At 70.6% G+C, this 14615-nt stretch carries 13 protein-coding genes and 2 pseudogenes; 6 read left to right on the forward strand and 9 right to left on the reverse strand.

The window, feature by feature from the left end:
• Positions 1-24: 24 nt before the first annotated feature.
• The gene (locus tag MKW14_RS04270; RefSeq protein ID WP_240858962.1) at positions 25-1503 is read left to right on the forward strand and encodes an MFS transporter; all 1479 of its coding nucleotides are present in this window, start codon (positions 25-27) and stop codon (positions 1501-1503) included.
• Positions 1504-1537: 34 nt separating this feature from the next.
• On the opposite strand, the gene MKW14_RS04275 is transcribed toward MKW14_RS04270, so the two are convergent.
• Positions 1538-1693 (reverse strand): hypothetical protein, encoded by a 156-nt coding sequence (locus MKW14_RS04275; protein WP_240858964.1) that lies wholly within the window; start codon positions 1691-1693, stop codon positions 1538-1540.
• Positions 1694-2333: 640 nt separating this feature from the next.
• Positions 2334-3035, reverse strand: coding sequence for a TetR/AcrR family transcriptional regulator (locus MKW14_RS04280; protein WP_240858966.1), 702 nt, complete (start codon positions 3033-3035; stop codon positions 2334-2336).
• 114 nt (positions 3036-3149) lie between these two features.
• Between MKW14_RS04280 and MKW14_RS04285 the strand changes: the two genes are divergently transcribed.
• The 3 genes from MKW14_RS04285 (at position 3150) to MKW14_RS04295 (ending at position 6914) form a co-directional block, all read left to right on the forward strand.
• Positions 3150-3905, forward strand: a complete 756-nt coding sequence (locus tag MKW14_RS04285; protein WP_240858968.1) for an SDR family oxidoreductase — start codon at positions 3150-3152, stop codon at positions 3903-3905.
• Positions 3906-4156: 251 nt separating this feature from the next.
• Positions 4157-5137, forward strand: coding sequence for a non-homologous end-joining DNA ligase (ligD, locus tag MKW14_RS04290; protein WP_240858969.1), 981 nt, complete (start codon positions 4157-4159; stop codon positions 5135-5137).
• A gap of 223 nt (positions 5138-5360) precedes the next feature.
• A complete protein-coding gene (locus MKW14_RS04295) occupies positions 5361-6914 on the forward strand; it encodes an MGH1-like glycoside hydrolase domain-containing protein (RefSeq protein WP_240858970.1) in 1554 nt (517 codons plus the stop codon).
• Positions 6915-6958: 44 nt separating this feature from the next.
• On the opposite strand, the gene MKW14_RS04300 is transcribed toward MKW14_RS04295, so the two are convergent.
• Positions 6959-9148, reverse strand: a complete 2190-nt coding sequence (locus tag MKW14_RS04300; RefSeq protein WP_240858971.1) for an MMPL family transporter — start codon at positions 9146-9148, stop codon at positions 6959-6961.
• 120 nt (positions 9149-9268) lie between these two features.
• Positions 9269-9541: pseudogene (locus MKW14_RS04305) on the reverse strand (helix-turn-helix domain-containing protein); the annotation flags it as partial.
• Here MKW14_RS04305 and MKW14_RS04310 point away from each other — a divergent pair.
• A complete protein-coding gene (locus MKW14_RS04310; protein ID WP_240858972.1) occupies positions 9504-10205 on the forward strand; it encodes an MBL fold metallo-hydrolase in 702 nt (233 codons plus the stop codon). The pseudogene MKW14_RS04305 and the gene MKW14_RS04310 sit on opposite strands and share 38 nt — an antisense overlap.
• Before the next feature lie 63 nt (positions 10206-10268).
• Entirely contained in the window at positions 10269-10802 is a 534-nt protein-coding gene (locus MKW14_RS04315) for a hypothetical protein (RefSeq protein ID WP_240858973.1), read from the forward strand.
• A 149-nt stretch (positions 10803-10951) separates the two neighbouring features.
• Here MKW14_RS04315 and MKW14_RS04320 read toward each other — a convergent pair whose 3' ends face one another.
• The 5 genes and pseudogenes from MKW14_RS04320 to MKW14_RS04345 form a co-directional block, all read right to left on the reverse strand.
• Positions 10952-11386 carry a VOC family protein gene (locus MKW14_RS04320; RefSeq protein ID WP_240858975.1) on the reverse strand — a complete coding sequence of 145 codons (435 nt, stop codon included), beginning with the start codon at positions 11384-11386 and terminating at the stop codon, positions 10952-10954.
• An 84-nt stretch (positions 11387-11470) separates the two neighbouring features.
• Positions 11471-11752 (reverse strand): annotated as a pseudogene (locus MKW14_RS04330) (RNA polymerase sigma factor); the annotation flags it as partial.
• A 73-nt stretch (positions 11753-11825) separates the two neighbouring features.
• Complete coding sequence (locus MKW14_RS04335) at positions 11826-12731, reverse strand: COG4705 family protein (protein WP_240858977.1); 906 nt, start codon at positions 12729-12731, stop codon at positions 11826-11828.
• A 259-nt stretch (positions 12732-12990) separates the two neighbouring features.
• Positions 12991-13425, reverse strand: coding sequence for a hypothetical protein (locus MKW14_RS04340; protein ID WP_240858979.1), 435 nt, complete (start codon positions 13423-13425; stop codon positions 12991-12993).
• A 323-nt stretch (positions 13426-13748) separates the two neighbouring features.
• On the reverse strand, positions 13749-14450 hold the full coding sequence (locus MKW14_RS04345; protein WP_240858981.1) for an NTP transferase domain-containing protein: 702 nt from the start codon (positions 14448-14450) through the stop codon (positions 13749-13751).
• Positions 14451-14615 lie beyond the last annotated feature (165 nt).

A 14615-nucleotide genomic window follows, 5' to 3' on the forward strand; every position in this document is an offset into this window, starting at 1 on the left:
CCCGTTGTGCCTGGAGGCCATTTCATGTCCGACGCCCTTCCCAGACCCGCGAACGCGGCTGATCCGGCCGCTCCCCGGTCGGGCGCCGTGGTCGCGGTGCTGGCCTTCGCCGGCATCGTCGTCTCGCTGATGCAGACGCTGGTGATCCCGATCGTCCCGGAGCTGCCCAGGCTGCTGGACGCGCCCGCGTCGGACACCGCCTGGGCCGTGACCGCCACGCTGCTGGCCGCCGCGGTGGCGACTCCGGTGGTGGGTCGGCTCGGCGACATGTTCGGCAAGCGGCGGATGCTGCTGGTCAGCGTGGTGCTGCTGGTGACCGGGTCCATCCTGTGCGCGCTCAGCGACTCGCTCGTACCGATGGTCGTCGGCCGGGCGGTGCAGGGTCTGGCGTCCGCCGTGGTGCCGCTGGGCATCAGCATCATGCGGGACGAGCTGCCGACCGAGCGGCTGGCGGGTGCCACGGCGCTGATGAGCGCCTCGCTCGGGGTCGGCGGCGCGCTGGGACTGCCGACGGCTGCCCTGATCGCGGACCACTTCGACTGGCACGTGCTGTTCTGGAGCTCGGCCGGCATGGGGGCGGTGGCCCTGGTCCTGGTTCTGCTGTTCGTGCCCGAGTCCAAGGTGCGGTCGGGCGGACGCTTCGACGTCGTCGGCGGCCTCGGCATGGCCGCGGGGCTGGTCTCCCTGCTGCTCGCCATCTCCAAGGGCGCCGACTGGGGCTGGACCAGCGCCACGACCCTCGGCCTCTTCGCGACAGCCGTCGTGGTGCTGCTCGCCTGGGGCTTCTTCGAACTGCGCACCACGGAGCCGCTGGTGGACCTGCGCACCACCGCCCGCCGGCAGGTGCTGGTGACCAACCTCGCCTCCATCGCGATCGGCTTCTCGATGTTCGCGAATTCCCTGGTCCTGCCCCAGTTGTTGCAACTGCCCACCCAGACCGGCTTCGGCCTCGGCAAGTCGCTGCTGACCGCCGGCCTGGTGATGGCGCCGTCCGGCCTGGTGATGATGGCCTTCGCGCCGGTCTCGGCCGCCGTCTCCAGGGCCAAGGGACCGAAGGTGACGCTGATGATCGGCGCCCTCATCGTGGCCGCCGGGTACGGACTGAACATCGTGCTGATGTCCCAGGTCTGGCACCTGGTACTGGTGTCCTGCGTGATCGGCGCGGGCATCGGCTTCACGTACGGCGCCATGCCCGCGCTGATCATGGGCGCGGTGGACCCCTCGGAGACCGCCGCCGCCAACAGCCTCAACACGCTGATGCGGTCGATCGGCACGTCCTGCGCCAGCGCCATCGCCGGCGTCATCCTGTCCCAGATGACGATCAGCCTGGGCGGTTACGCGCTGCCCTCCGAGAACGGCTTCAAGTCCGTCATGGCCCTCGGCGCGGGCGCCGCGCTGCTCGCCTTCGCCGTCGCGTCGTTCATCCCACGCCGACGCCCCGCCACGGCGACCGCGCCGGTTCCGGCCGCCGAACCGTCGGCCGACGCGTCCCCGGTCAGCTGACCCCAGCCCCTTGAGGGCCGCCGGCCGGCGGCCCTCAAGCGGGCCTTCTCGGCGTCCGCAGCAGGCTCACCCCCACCCCGAGCGCGACGGCGCCCAGGCCGACGCAGGTCAGAACACCCCGCGTGCCGTCGACGGCGAAGGGCGCCACCACGGCGACAGCCAGGTTGAACACGAACAGGAACCAGAGCACGGCCGCGACGCCAGCGGGGAGTTCATCGGGTTCTTCCTTCCAGTGCAGTGCTTGAACGGTGAGGGGGGAACGCCGTCAACACTGCCGTCCGCGCCCCTCTCACCTCGAAGGAGCGCGCTCCCGAACCTGGGGTGTAGCCCGCTGCACCATCGCGACGCCGATACCCGCCTTCCTGCCGAGGGAGGACAGCCCCCGCCCCCCGTACTGCGTTCTCAGTAGCGACGATTGTCGGCAGCCGCACGACGACGTGGCGACCCCGCTCGGGGAGGCTGAGACGTCACGACCGGAGAGAGACGATGAGCATTCCCTGGCAGCGCTACGACGACGAGCACGTCCACGTCGTCGACACCATGGCGGCGGCGCTGCTCTTCGCCGCGTTCCTCTTCGGCAGCGAGATCCAGGTGCCCGGCACTGGGGTGTGGCCAAGCCGAGGGTCTGGCGGTCGGCACGGTGCGGGCCCGTCGGCAGGTAGAGGCCGGCTCCTACGAGGGCCTGGCGCTCGGGGTTGGCGCATGCCGGCCCCGACCAGGGGACGTGACCGCGGCGACGGCCCACCCAGTCGGGGCGGTGCAGCCGCCGCGCTCGCAGCGTCGCGCACAGCCGGCGCGCTGCGCCTTCTGCCGGTCAGTCTGCCGACAGCTCAGCCTGCCGACAGCTTGTCCAGCCACTGCTTCAGCAGGGCGGCCTCGGCCGTGGTGAACACCTTGGACTGCTCGGCGCGCAGGCGGGCGGCGAGGGTGGCCGCGGCGACCGGAACCGCCCTTTCCTGATCGTCCCGCTCAGCGGGCTCGTCGGTGGCGGCCGGACACGTCACCGAGTCGAGAACGGCGTCACGCAGCCGCTCGGCGAACTGCGGGTCCGGGTACTGCTCGGGCCGGGTCAGCATCGACAGGGCCGCCCCGACATTGGCCGACATGATCATCTGCGTGGCGAGCGCGGGCGGCACGGTGAGCCGGCCCGCGGCCGCGCAGCGCTCGAGGATCCCGTGCAGCAGGGCGTGCGCCTCCTGCGCCGCGGCCGGCGGGACCGTCAGCTCGGGTGAGTACATCAGGCGGTAGTGGTTGGGGTGCTCCAGCGCGAAGCGCATGTGGTTGTCCCAGCCATTCCTGATGTCGGCGACCGGGTCGTCGCTCGGCCCGGCCGCCCGTTTGGAGGCGAGGTACGCCTCGAAACCCCGGTCGACGACGGCCGCCAGCAGCCCCGCCTTGTCACCGAAGAGCCGGTAGAGCATCGGCGCACCCACCCCGGCCGCCTCGCAGACCGCCCGCGTGGAGACATCGGCGACCGAGGCCTTGGCCAGCAGGTCCGTGGCCGCTTCCAGGATCTTTTCCCTCGCATCCATGGGTCTACCGTACGCCATTCGTATCACCGATACGAAGTAGGGGGTAGCACCGCTACGAACCTGTGTTATCGTCGATACGAATGAGTCGTAGCAGCGCTAACAAAGGATGCGGTCATGGCCACTCCCACCTCCACCTCCGCGGACCGGCGCGTCGCGATAGTGACCGGAGGATCGCGCGGCATCGGACGGCAGGCCGCCGAGCGCCTCGCCGCGGACGGGTACGCCGTCGTCGTCGGATACGCGGGCAACAAGGAGGCGGCCGACGAAGCCGTCCGTGCCATCGAGGCCGCCGGCGGCACCGCGCAGGCAGCCCGTGCGGACGTCGCCGACGAACACGAGGTCGCCGCCCTGTTCGACCTCGCGGAGACCACCTACGGCGGCGTGGACGCGGTCGTGCACGCCGCCGGCCGCATGCCGCTCTCCCCCGTCGCCGACCTCGACCTCACCGAGCTCGACGCTCTGTACCGCACCAACATCCGCGGCACGTTCGTCGTCGACCAACAGGCGGCACGCCGACTCCGCCCGGGCGGAGCGCTGGTCAACTTCTCCACCTCGGTGATCGGGCTGGCCTTCCCCGGCTACGGCGCCTACGCCGCCGGCAAGGGCGCGGTCGAGGCGCTGACGCTGATCCTCGCCCGCGAGATGCGGGGGCGTGACGTCACCGTCAACGCCGTCGCGCCCGGCCCCACCGCGACGGAGCTCTTCCTCGACGGCAAGGACGAGGAGACCATCGCCCGCCTCGCCGCACAGCCGCCACTGGAGCGCCTGGGCACGCCGGAGGACATCGCCAACGTCGTGTCCTTCCTGGTCGGCCCCGAGGGCCACTGGGTCAACGGCCAGGTACTGCGGGCCAACGGCGGAATCATCTGACGGGGGGGGCGGGAAGCGGTCGGGCGTGGCGCGTGCCAGAGGGGCAGCATCCTTCAGGGGCACCGGGGAGCCGGCTCCGGGGTGATGCAGGCAGCGTCGTTGAGACGAAGGCACCGGAGCGCGGGCGAGCCGAGCAGAGCACGCCGGCTGGCAGATTCGCCGTAAGGGCACCTGGTGGAAGGCAGCGCCGTTCAGGCGAAAGCGGTCGGGCGAGCGCGTGGCGGGGTGCCGGGGTGTCGACAAGTGACCCCGTGACGCTCCCCCTGATCCCGCCCATGCTCGCCACGCCGGGCAAGCTGCCGCCGGTCGCCCAGGACGCCCGCTGGGCCTATGAGACCAAGCAGGACGGCCAGCGTGTGGTCGCCTACCTGGAAGGCGACGGCACCGTGCTGCTGCGCGCCCGCTCCGGGGAGGACATCACCGCCGCCTATCCCGAACTCCGGCCACTCGGCGCGGCGCTGGGGAGGACGGCTGCGGTACTGGACGGGGAGGTGCTGGCGTTGGACGAACGGGGGCGTGCGGACTTCCAGTTGCTGCAGTCCCGGATGGGTCTGGCGCACGCGCCGGGCAAGGCGGCACGGCAGGCGACGAAGGTGCCCGTCCATCTCGTCCTGTTCGACGTGATGCACCTGGCCGGACAGGACCTCACCGGGCTCCCCTACACCCGGCGGCGCGGGCTGCTGGAGGAGCTCGGTCTCGGCGGGCCCCACTGGTCCACGCCCACCGCACTCGTCGGCCACGGCGAGGAGGCCCTGCGGGCCACCGTCGAGCACGGTCTGGAGGGTCTGGTCTGCAAACGGCTGGACTCGGTGTACGAGGCCGGGGTGCGGTCGCGGGCCTGGATCAAGATTCGCAACATGCGCAGCGAGGATGTGCTGGTGGGCGGGTGGCTGCCGGGCAAGGGACGGTTGGAGGGACTGCCCGGTGCCGTCCTTGTCGGACAGCGGGCGGCGGGGCGGCTCCGGTATGTGGGTGGGGTGGGGACCGGCTGGAGCGAGGCCGAGCGGGTGCGGCTGGCCGAGCTGTTGCGGGCCGCGGAGACCGACGTATGCCCGTTTGATCCCGTGCCGCACGTGGCGGGCGCGCACTGGGTGGTGCCGCGGCTGGTCGGGGAGGTCCGTTACAGCACCCGTACCCGGGCGGGCATGCTGCGCCAGCCGTCCTGGCTGCGGCTACGGCCCGACCTCGCGCCGGAGGAATCGGCGGCCGACCTCCCAGACGACCTCCCCTGACCCCCGCCACCGCCCTTCGCCACGCCAGACCGCCCGTCACCCCCCCCTCGACCGCCTCGGACTCCCCCTCCCCCTCGCCCGCAGCAGGACGCGCACCTGATCTCGGTCGAGCCGTCCGGAATCGCGTTCGGCCCGGGCGCCCGATCCCGCGACCGCCGACCGGTTCGCTCGTTCCACAGCTCCCGGGGTCATCCTGGCTCCGGGAGTTCGGGAAGGGCGGAACATGCCGGCGGGAAGACGGATCGACCGGGGGCGGCTGACGCGGCGGAGCTTTCTGGCCGCGGTGACGGCCCTCGGCACGGCGAGTGCGCGGGCCACGGCCGACGGGAACGGCTACACCATGCCCTCGCTCACCTTCACCGACCCCACCGTCCAGCGCAGGCTCGGCGGTCTGTACGCCAGGGCCCTGACGGCTCTCGCCGACACCCACACGATCGCCGCCGACCCGGCGGTCTACGACAAGGCGGGGCTGCTGACCTACCCGCCCGGCACGGTCGTACGGGCCGGGGGCGGGTATCCCGCGCCGCAGCGGTGGACCCGGGACGCCGCCGTCAACGCGTGGAACGCGGTGAGCCTGCTCGCGCCGGACGTCGGCCGCAACACGCTGTGGTCGGTGGTCGACCGCGGCCCGGACGGGCTCGTCGTGCAGCAGGACGACCAGTGGTGGGACCAGGTGGTGTGGATCCTGGCCGCCCGGCACCACTACCGGGTCACCGGCGACCGCGTCTTCCTGGCCCGCGCGTACCGGACCGCCGCCCACACCCTCGCCGTACGCACGGCCCTCGACTTCGACCCCTCCTACGGACTGTTCCGCGGGCCCGGTTTCATGAACGACGGCATCTCCGGCTATCCCAGCCCGCCCGCCTCGGCCTGGGTGCGCTCGTCCTTCGTACTGGACCATCCCGGCACCGAGCGGCTGATGTGCCTGTCGACGAACTGCCTCTACCTCGGCGCCCAGTCGGCGCTCGCGGACATGGCCGACAGCCTCGGCGAGCCCGCTCGAGCCACGTCCCTACGGGCGGACGCGCGACGCCTGCGCCGAGCGGTCGACCGGCATCTGTGGCGTGCGGACGCCGGGACGTACGCCTACCTGGTCAACGGCGACGGCACGGTCGACGCCTCCCAGGAGGGGGCAGGTCTCGCCCTCGCGCTGCTGTGCGGGCCGGCCGATGGGCAGCGGGCACAGCGGATCCTCGAGAACACCCACTGGCAGCCGCACGGCGTCGTCAACGTCTGGCCGCACTTTCCGCGCTTCGACGACGCCAGGCCGGGACGGCACAACGTCATGGTGTGGCCGATGGTGCACGGCCTCTTCGGCACCGCGGCCGCGAGCGCGGGCCGCAGCGACCTGTTCGCACGGGCCGTCGGACAGCTCGCCACGCTGGTCGCGTCGAGCGACGGCTTCTACGAGCTGTACGACTCCGTCAGTGGTGCCGTCGACGGCGGCTGGCAGGAGGGCGGCAGCGGGCGGGCCGAGCACTTCGTGTCACAGCCCGGCCAGACGTGGTCCGTCACGGCGTACCTGCGCCTCGTCCACGACGGCCTGTTCGGTCTGGACTTCGCCGAGGACGCCCTGCGCCTGCGACCGTGTCTGCCGCCGGAGTGGGGAGCGGTGAGTCTGCGCGGACTGCGCTACCGGGGCATGACCCTCGACATCGCGCTGAGCGGGGGCGGCAGCCGGGTGGTGGAGTGCGCGGTGGACGGGCGGCCGGCTGAAGCCGTCGTACCCGCCGAGGGGACCGGACACCACACCGTGGAGCTGGTTCTCGGGGTGTAGTGCGGGTCTGCCGGGCCGGGTGGCCCGGCAGACCCGTTGTGCCGTTAGCGGCGGCGTCCGGCCGGGTCGTGGGTGACGGTGTCCCCACTGGTGTCGGACGCCGGTCCGGCATCGATGGATCCGGTGTCCGGGACGGCGCCTTCCCGCGCCCGGTCGGCGTGCCCCGGCCACCAGGCCGCGTGTCCGATCAGGGCGGTGAGGCTGGGCGTGAAGAACATCGCCATCACGAAGGCGGCGACCGCGATGCCGAAGGAGACCGCGAAACCCATCTCGGTCAGCAGCGAGTTGCCGGCCAGCATCATCGTGGCGAAGGTCGCCGCCAGGATGAACCCGGCCGCGGCCACCGTCGGCCCGGCGTGCCGGAGAGCCATGCCGGCCGCCTCCCGGGGTTCGCGGCCCTCGCGGGCCTCTTCCCTGAGCCGGGCGATCATGAGGATGTTGTAGTCGGTGCCGATCGCGACCACGAAGAGATACATGATCACCGGGAGCATGAACATCAGGCCGGACTTGCCCTGCGCCTCCTGGAAGATCCACACGGTGGCACCGAGGGTGGCGCCGAAGCCGAGACCCACCGAGGCGATCAGGTACCAGGGTGCGACCACGCTGCGCAGCAGCAGCCCCAGGATGACCATGATCAGAATCGCGGCGACGGGGAAGACGGTCCGGTAGTCGTGGTTGACCGCCGTGTCGATGTCCTTGTAGATCGAGGACATGCCACCGACCAGCGCCTTGGTTCCGTCCGGGGCGTTGGCGTGGGCGACGTCGCGCACCTTGCTCACGGCGTTGATCGCCTTGTCCGTGGACGCCTCGTACTTGAGGGTGACCGTGAAGTCGGCGGTCGTGCCGTCCTTGTTCAGCTGGTTCATCCGCGCGGAGGCGACACCGTCCACCGCGCCGAGCTTCTGCGCGTAGGCGGTGAAGCCGGACTTGTCCAGCGGCTTGCCGTCGGTGCTGGACAGGTAGACGTCCGTCGGCGCGGCGGCACCCGCCGAGTACGCCTTCTGCATCTGGTCCTGGACGACCATCGACTCCTTGGTCTTGGGCATGGAGCCCGAGGCCAGGTCGAAGGTGGCGTGGAAGCCGAGGATGCCGGACGACAGGGCGAGCAGGACCAGACCCGAGAGGGCGGCGGTCAGCGCCGGACGGCGCTGCACCCCCCGGCCCAGGGCCGCGAACCGGGCGTTGTCCGGCTCTTGTCGCCAGGACTTGGAGGGCCAGAACACCTTCGGTCCGATCAGCGAGACCACGGCCGGGATCAGGGTCAGGCCGGCGATCAGCGTGACGGTGACGGCGATGGCCAGGGCCGGGCCCATCTGCTTGAGGAAGCCCAGCGTGGACAGCGCCAGCGCGAGGAAGGCGATGATGACCGCGCCGGCGGCCGAGGCGATGGCCTCACCGACCCGGCCGACCGCGTTGACCATGGCCTGCTTGGGTTCGTCACCGGCACGCAGCCGTTCTCGGTAGCGGAACATCAGGAACAGGAAGTAGTCCGTGCCCACGCCGAACAGCACCACGATCAGGATCGACGAGATGGAGCTGTTGGCCTGCAGACCGAACAGCTTGGTGGCGTAGGCGATCAGACCGTTGGCGATCGCCGACACCACGCCGATGGTGATCAGCGGCAGGATGGCGAGGATCGGCGCACGGAAGATGATCAGCAGGGTGACCAGGATGATCACGAACGTGCCGATGCCGATCAGCGCTTCACCGCGCTTGGAGGAGTCCTGCTGGTCGAGGGCCTGTGCGGCCGACCCGCCGAGCTTCACCTCCAGATTCGTGCCTTTCGCCAGCTGTTTGACGTCGTCGCGCAACACCTTGGCGGCGTCGGCCTGTTTGGGCTGGCCGGCGTTCTTGCTGTCCATCTGGACCAGGGTCAGGTCGTACCTGCCGTCCTTGGACGGCTGGCCGGGGACGACCTTCTGCACCTGGTCGATGTGCTTGTTGCCCAGCTCGGTGGTGATGCGGGCGACGTCCTGTTTGTCTTCGGCGGTGAGCTTTCCGCCGTCGGTGCGCTGGTAGAGCGCGATCGCGGACGGGGTGAAGGCGCTGGGGAACGCCTTCTCCTGCAGGTCCGCGGCCTTGATGGACTCGTAACTCTTGGGCAGGAAACTGCTCTCGTCGCTGTTCGAGGGCAGACTTGGAGCGGTGGCGACGATGGCCACCGCCGCGATCAGCCATGCCACGATCGTCCAGACGGGATGTCGGACGACCGCGGTGCCAATACGTCGGAACATGCGGAAGGTCCTCCTGGGGCAGGAAGATCACCGCAGCCCGGGGAGCGGACCCTGGCATCGGCGACCCCGACCGGCACGCAGGGCACTCCCCCGGTGCACCGGTCGCTCGGTTGTCTTCGGTCACATCGTAGTGACCTGGGGGAGAGATCTCTCGGGGGATTCGGCGGAGTTGTGAGTCCGGCGGAAGGCGCCCGGCGTCGTGCCCGTGTGGCGGGTGAAGAACTTGCCGAAGTTGGTGGGTTCGGAGAAGCCGAGGCGGCGGGCGATGACGGCGACCGGCTCGTCGCTGTGGGCGAGCAGACGCTGCGGCTGGAGGGCGACCCGTGTGTCGATGACCTGTTTGACGGGCTGTCCGGTGGCCGCGAGGCAGGCGCGGGTGAGGGCCCGGATCGTGGCCGTGGACGCGCAGTACGCGCTGGGGTACGCCGACGAGGTCGTCGCCTATGCCAGGGCACTGGGCAAGCCGATCGACCGGCTCGTCGTCTCGCACGCCCACCCCGACCACTTCCACGGCGCGGCCCGGTTCGGGGCGCCGGTGCACGCGCTGCCCGCCGTGCGCGACCAGATCGCCGCCCAGGGCGACTCCCAGGACCCGACCGGCACGCTCATCCCGGTCACCGACGTCACGCCGACCGTGGAGATCAGCCCCGGTACCGAGGTCGACGGCGTGCCGTTCGTCTTCGAGGCCGTGGCCGGCGGCGAGTCGGCCGACGAACTCGTCATCAGGCTGCCCGAGCAGGGCGTCCTGGTCGCGCAGGACCTCGTGTACCACGCCGTCCATCTGTTCCTGGGCAACGACGACATCGACGGCTGGCGGAAGGCGGTCGACGCCCTGGCCGCCGACACGTCGTACGACACGATCCTGGCCGGACACGGCCTGCCCGCGACGCCCGCCGTCTACGGCGAGTTGCGCGGCGACCTGGCCGACGCGCGCGAACTGCTCGGTGAAGACGGCGAGGCGTACAAGAAGGCGATCCTGGAGCGCTACCCGTCCTACGGCGGCCCGTTCCTGATCGACCTCGCCCACCAGTACCTCTTCGGAGCGCAGGGCGCCTGAACCGGGGTACGCAATCCCGAGGTGCGGTGGTCCGCATACTGGGCGGACTGGAGGAGGGTGGTCATGCGGACCGTGTACAGCGGGGAACTACCCGTAAGTTACAGTCAGTTCTCCGTGGAGAGCCGGACGGAGGGGTGGGGCGCCCAGCCGTGGCCACCCCGCGCGGGGCAGCGCAACGGTCTGTGCGGTGCGGCCGTTCCCGGCTATCTGTTTCTGACCACCGGACTGCACACGGGGCGCGTCGGACTGACGGTGGAGGTGCACGAGACCGCTCCCCCTGTCGACGAGGTCTGGGAGGACGTGGTGGAGGCCTCCTTCCGGCCGGCCTCGACCTCCACGGTCGTCCTGCCGTGGGGGGAGGGGCCCTTGTGCGACGTGGGGCTGACCATCACCGACCACCGGGTGCGGTACTGCGCGCGCGGCATGGACCATACGCCGGACGACGAACTCGCCGTCCTCGACGGCGGTGAGCCGTTCGACCACTATCTGCTGCAGCTCTGGCCGGCCCCGCCCGCCGCGGACCGGATCCTGCGGCGGACGTCGCACGCCGCCGACTACTGGCATGGCGTCGCACGCCGACACGCCTCGCACGGTTGACGGCCCGGTTCCGTCCCGGCCGCTGCAAGATGTCCCGCTCACCGGGGCTCGAGCCGGCCATGACCCGGCGGGGCACCCCTCTTCCAACCCACTCGAAGGCCCTCGTCACTGTGGTGACCGGGGCCTTTCTCCATGGCCTCGACGCATTCCTAGTCGAGGCAGAACTCGTTGCCCTCGACGTCCTGCATCACGATGCACGACTCGTTGAACCCGTCGGCGATCAGCACGCGCTCGCACACCGCGCCGAGCGCGACCAGTCGCTCGCGCTCGGCCTCCAGGACGGCGAGGCGCTCCGCGCCCACGAGTCCGGTGCCCACGCGCACGTCGAGGTGCACCCGGTTCTTGACGACCTTGCCCTCGGGGACACGCTGGAAGAACAGTCGCGGACCGACACCCGTGGGATCGACGCAGGCGAACGCCGTTCCCTGCCGCTCGGGCGGCAGGGAACGGTCGAAGTCGTCCCAGGAGGCGAACCCTTCGGGCGGCGGCGGCACAACGTACCCCAGCACCTCGCACCAGAAGCGGGCCACCCGCTCGGGGTCCGCGCAGTCGAACGTCACCTGGAACTTCTTGATCGAAGACATCGGCGCACCATAGCAGGGGCGTTCAGGCAACCGCGATCAGTCGCGCGGAGTCGAGCGGTATCCCCAGCCGGTGGGAGCCCGCCACCATCCCGCCGCCATGGATGGTGTAGACGAGCGGGCGTGGTTCCGTCGCGGTGATGGGCCGGCGGCGGCGTGCCACACCGCCGGACAGGTCTCCTGGAGAACGTCGGCGACGACGTCCTCGTCCGCGCAGCGACGGTGCAGCCGCGCCGCCAACCAGGGTGAGGTGCACCGGTACAACTCGTCGAACGCCGCCCGGTCACCGTCGGCGACGCGACGCACGAGGTCCGCCTCCTGGAGGCCTGCGATGCCTTTCACGATCAGCTGGACGAAACGACCGTCCATTCAGGTTCTCGGACGCCTCACCGCCCGGCGAAGGCAACAGCACTTGACGCCGAGCACTGTTCACACCCGGAAGTCAGTGGGCCTGCTGGTCGACCGGCTCCGGCTCGGCCTGCCGCGGGGCGGCGGTCCTGCGTTCCTGCAGCTGTGCGTGGGCCATCAGGCCGAACAGGACAGCGAGCAGCACGGCCGAAGAACCCGCGGTGCCGAGGTCGAGACCGCCCTTGGCGACCGGCTTGGTCAGGAAGTCACCTGCCGTGGCGCCCAGGGGGCGGGTCAGGACGAACGCGATCCAGAACAGCAGCACGTTCGGCACGGCCGGCACCTTCATCAGGGCGACGAGGAGAGCCAGCGCGGCTGTCACGAGCAGGGCGCCGCCGCCGTACCCGAGGCCGGAGCTGTCGGAGAGGAAGTCGCCCATGGAGGTGCCGAGGGTGTTGGAGACGAGGATCGCCGACCAGAACAGGGCCTCGCCCCGGAAGGTGACGATGTCACGGATCTGGAAGGTCATTCCGGTCGCCTTCCAGACCGTGAAGATGACGAGCAGGACGGAGATGAGGATCGCTGCGCCCACGGGGTAACCGAGGCCGAGGCCCTGCGGGCCCCAGCCCAGCGAAGTGGCGCCGTACGAGAGGTATTTGGTGCTGGCGTCGCGGTTCATGAAGTCGGACATCGTGGTGCCGGCCATGCTGGTCGACAGGATCACGGTCCAGTAGAAGAACGGGTTGTAGCGGCTGGAGCGGAGCTGGATCACCAGCGTCACCACGAAGACGAGGAACAGCGCGATCGTGGTGAGGAAGTAGCCGAGCTTGAGGGTTTGTGCGAACAGGTCGCCGGCCGTCTCCCCGAGGGTGGTCGCCGCGATCTTCATGATCCAGAACGCCGACGTCACTTCCGGGAGTTTCTTCATGACCGACTTGGTCGTGCTCGCGACGTCGAGGTCGGTGAGCATGTCCGGTTTCTGCAAGGTGGGGGCTCCCATGCGGTCGAACTGCAGGGCGCCCGCCCCTCTACGGGACGAGCGCCCTGTGACGTGAGGCGACCGCACGACGGCGATCGCCGTGATCGACCTTGGCAGCGTCTACCTGAACGCGTCCTGAACGCCTGACAGTCCATCAGGCCGATGAGCGCGTACCGTGTCATGTCAGGAGCTGCCTGACTGCTGTGCGGTGTGAGCGAGGTCAGGCGTACAGCCGTACGCAGGCCGGCGTCATGGACCTTGGGCCGCCGGCCCCTCGCGGCTACTTGTACGTGGCGATCACACAGTGCCGTGCCACGTACACCCGCTTGCCGTTGGACGCGGCCACCGGCAGCCAGTCGCGGTACTTCGGCGCCCCCGAGTAGCAGCGGTAGCTGCCCCCGTTGACGTAGTCACCGCAGTTCGTCTCCTGGTGCCAGCACCAGGCGCCCTTGGGCGCCTTGACCGACCCCACGGACCTGCTGGTGGTGGAAGCACCGGCCCGCAGCGTGACCTTGCCGGGGTTGCCTCCCCCGGTCCGCGGCACCGCGTACCAGGCGCCCCGCGCATGCACGGAACCCGTGCCGTGCCCGGCCGGGTCGGCGGACGCGCCCGGTGCCGAGGCCAGCAGCGCGGCGACCAGCCCAAGCCCCGCCAGGCCGCCCACGGCCGGCCCGCGCAGCCAGGACCGTTCCCCGAGCCGATTCCCTGCCCTCATGTTTCCCCCTTCGGTGGTTGGTTCCGGCCCGTGGTCGGCGGGCCGGGCGTGCGGACACCTCCGTGGCGGCTGACACCCCCGGATTCGCCCTGATGGCCGTACCGGGGCCGGGTCACCCGCCGCCCTGTGGTGCCGGAGCAAGAAGTTACGCACGGGCCCGCGCCGGGTCGTCACACGCCGGGTTGAACCCCGGCCCCGCCCACGGCGGTACGCCGAAGGTTCCTGCAACCCGCGCGGTACCGCGAAAGGTTGACGTCCGCTGCTCGCCGACGACCGAGGCCGTTACGCCGATCTCCCCTCACCCTCGCTACGCGCCGGCGACGTCAGCCCGCGGGCGTGTTGTAGTTGACGATCCCCTCCACCATGAGAGCGACCGCGCCCGCCAACGGGTTCGTGCCCGTGCCCACGACGTCGGGCAGCTTGTGCGCCTCACTCTCGGTGACGGCCACCATGCCCCAGAACGCGTTGAAGCCCGAGGGATCGGCCGGCTTGTCGGTGGCCGCGCCCACGGTCAGCACGCCACCCGCCTCGGCCACCGCCAGCGCGCCCATCTGCCGCAGCGTGTCGTGATCCCGTTCCTCGGCGGCCACCACGCTCCAGCCCGCCACCTCCACCTGCCGCAAGGCGTCGAGGAGTCTGCCCGGTGTGTCGGACCCGGCGACAACGATGTCGGGCAGGACGAGGGCCACCGGCCCCCGGGTCATCGGCAGGGCGGAGCGGATCGCCCCCTCGAGACCGGTTCCGAACGACTCGTCCTGGTAGACGAAGACCATCTGGAAGGTGTCGGCATAGCGGGCGAGATAACTCACCGTCTCCAGCTTGTGCGTCGCGAACACGACGACCAGACGTACGTTGAGTCCGCTCTTGGCGAGTTCCACCACGGCTTCCAGGCTGCGGTCCAGCACGGTGACCCCGGGAGCCAGACAGTGCAGTTCCTTCGGATAGGGAGCCCCGAAACGCGTTCCGTGTCCGGCGCAGGGCAGGATGACCGAAACATCGGGTACGGATGTGGACGAACTCTGCATCGCGCAGCACTCCGGTCGTGTGGACGATGGGTGACCTTGCACAACTCGCCGAGCACAGGCTGCCCAGGGCCGACCGACGCCGAACCTCCGGCATCACCTGCACCAGCACGCGACCGCAGTAACTGAGATGCCGGTTTCCGGTAACTCCCGAACATCCAACTGTGG

This window comes from Streptomyces gilvus (assembly GCF_022513565.1).
In the GTDB taxonomy this organism is placed as follows: Bacteria; Actinomycetota; Actinomycetes; order Streptomycetales; family Streptomycetaceae; genus Streptomyces; species Streptomyces gilvus.

Excerpts from the sequence above, each read along its gene's own strand:
- MKW14_RS04320 (WP_240858975.1), bottom strand. The coding sequence starts at position 11,386 with ATGTCTTCGATCAAGAAGTTCCAGGTGACGTTCGACTGCGCGGACCCC.
- MKW14_RS04270 (WP_240858962.1), top strand. The coding sequence starts at position 25 with ATGTCCGACGCCCTTCCCAGACCCGCGAACGCGGCTGATCCGGCCGCT.
- MKW14_RS04295 (WP_240858970.1), top strand. The coding sequence starts at position 5,361 with ATGCCGGCGGGAAGACGGATCGACCGGGGGCGGCTGACGCGGCGGAGC.
- MKW14_RS04345 (WP_240858981.1), bottom strand. The coding sequence starts at position 14,450 with ATGCAGAGTTCGTCCACATCCGTACCCGATGTTTCGGTCATCCTGCCC.
- MKW14_RS04315 (WP_240858973.1), top strand. The coding sequence starts at position 10,269 with ATGCGGACCGTGTACAGCGGGGAACTACCCGTAAGTTACAGTCAGTTC.
- MKW14_RS04300 (WP_240858971.1), bottom strand. The coding sequence starts at position 9,148 with ATGTTCCGACGTATTGGCACCGCGGTCGTCCGACATCCCGTCTGGACG.
- MKW14_RS04285 (WP_240858968.1), top strand. The coding sequence starts at position 3,150 with ATGGCCACTCCCACCTCCACCTCCGCGGACCGGCGCGTCGCGATAGTG.
- MKW14_RS04335 (WP_240858977.1), bottom strand. The coding sequence starts at position 12,731 with ATGGGAGCCCCCACCTTGCAGAAACCGGACATGCTCACCGACCTCGAC.
- MKW14_RS04340 (WP_240858979.1), bottom strand. The coding sequence starts at position 13,425 with ATGAGGGCAGGGAATCGGCTCGGGGAACGGTCCTGGCTGCGCGGGCCG.
- MKW14_RS04280 (WP_240858966.1), bottom strand. The coding sequence starts at position 3,035 with ATGGATGCGAGGGAAAAGATCCTGGAAGCGGCCACGGACCTGCTGGCC.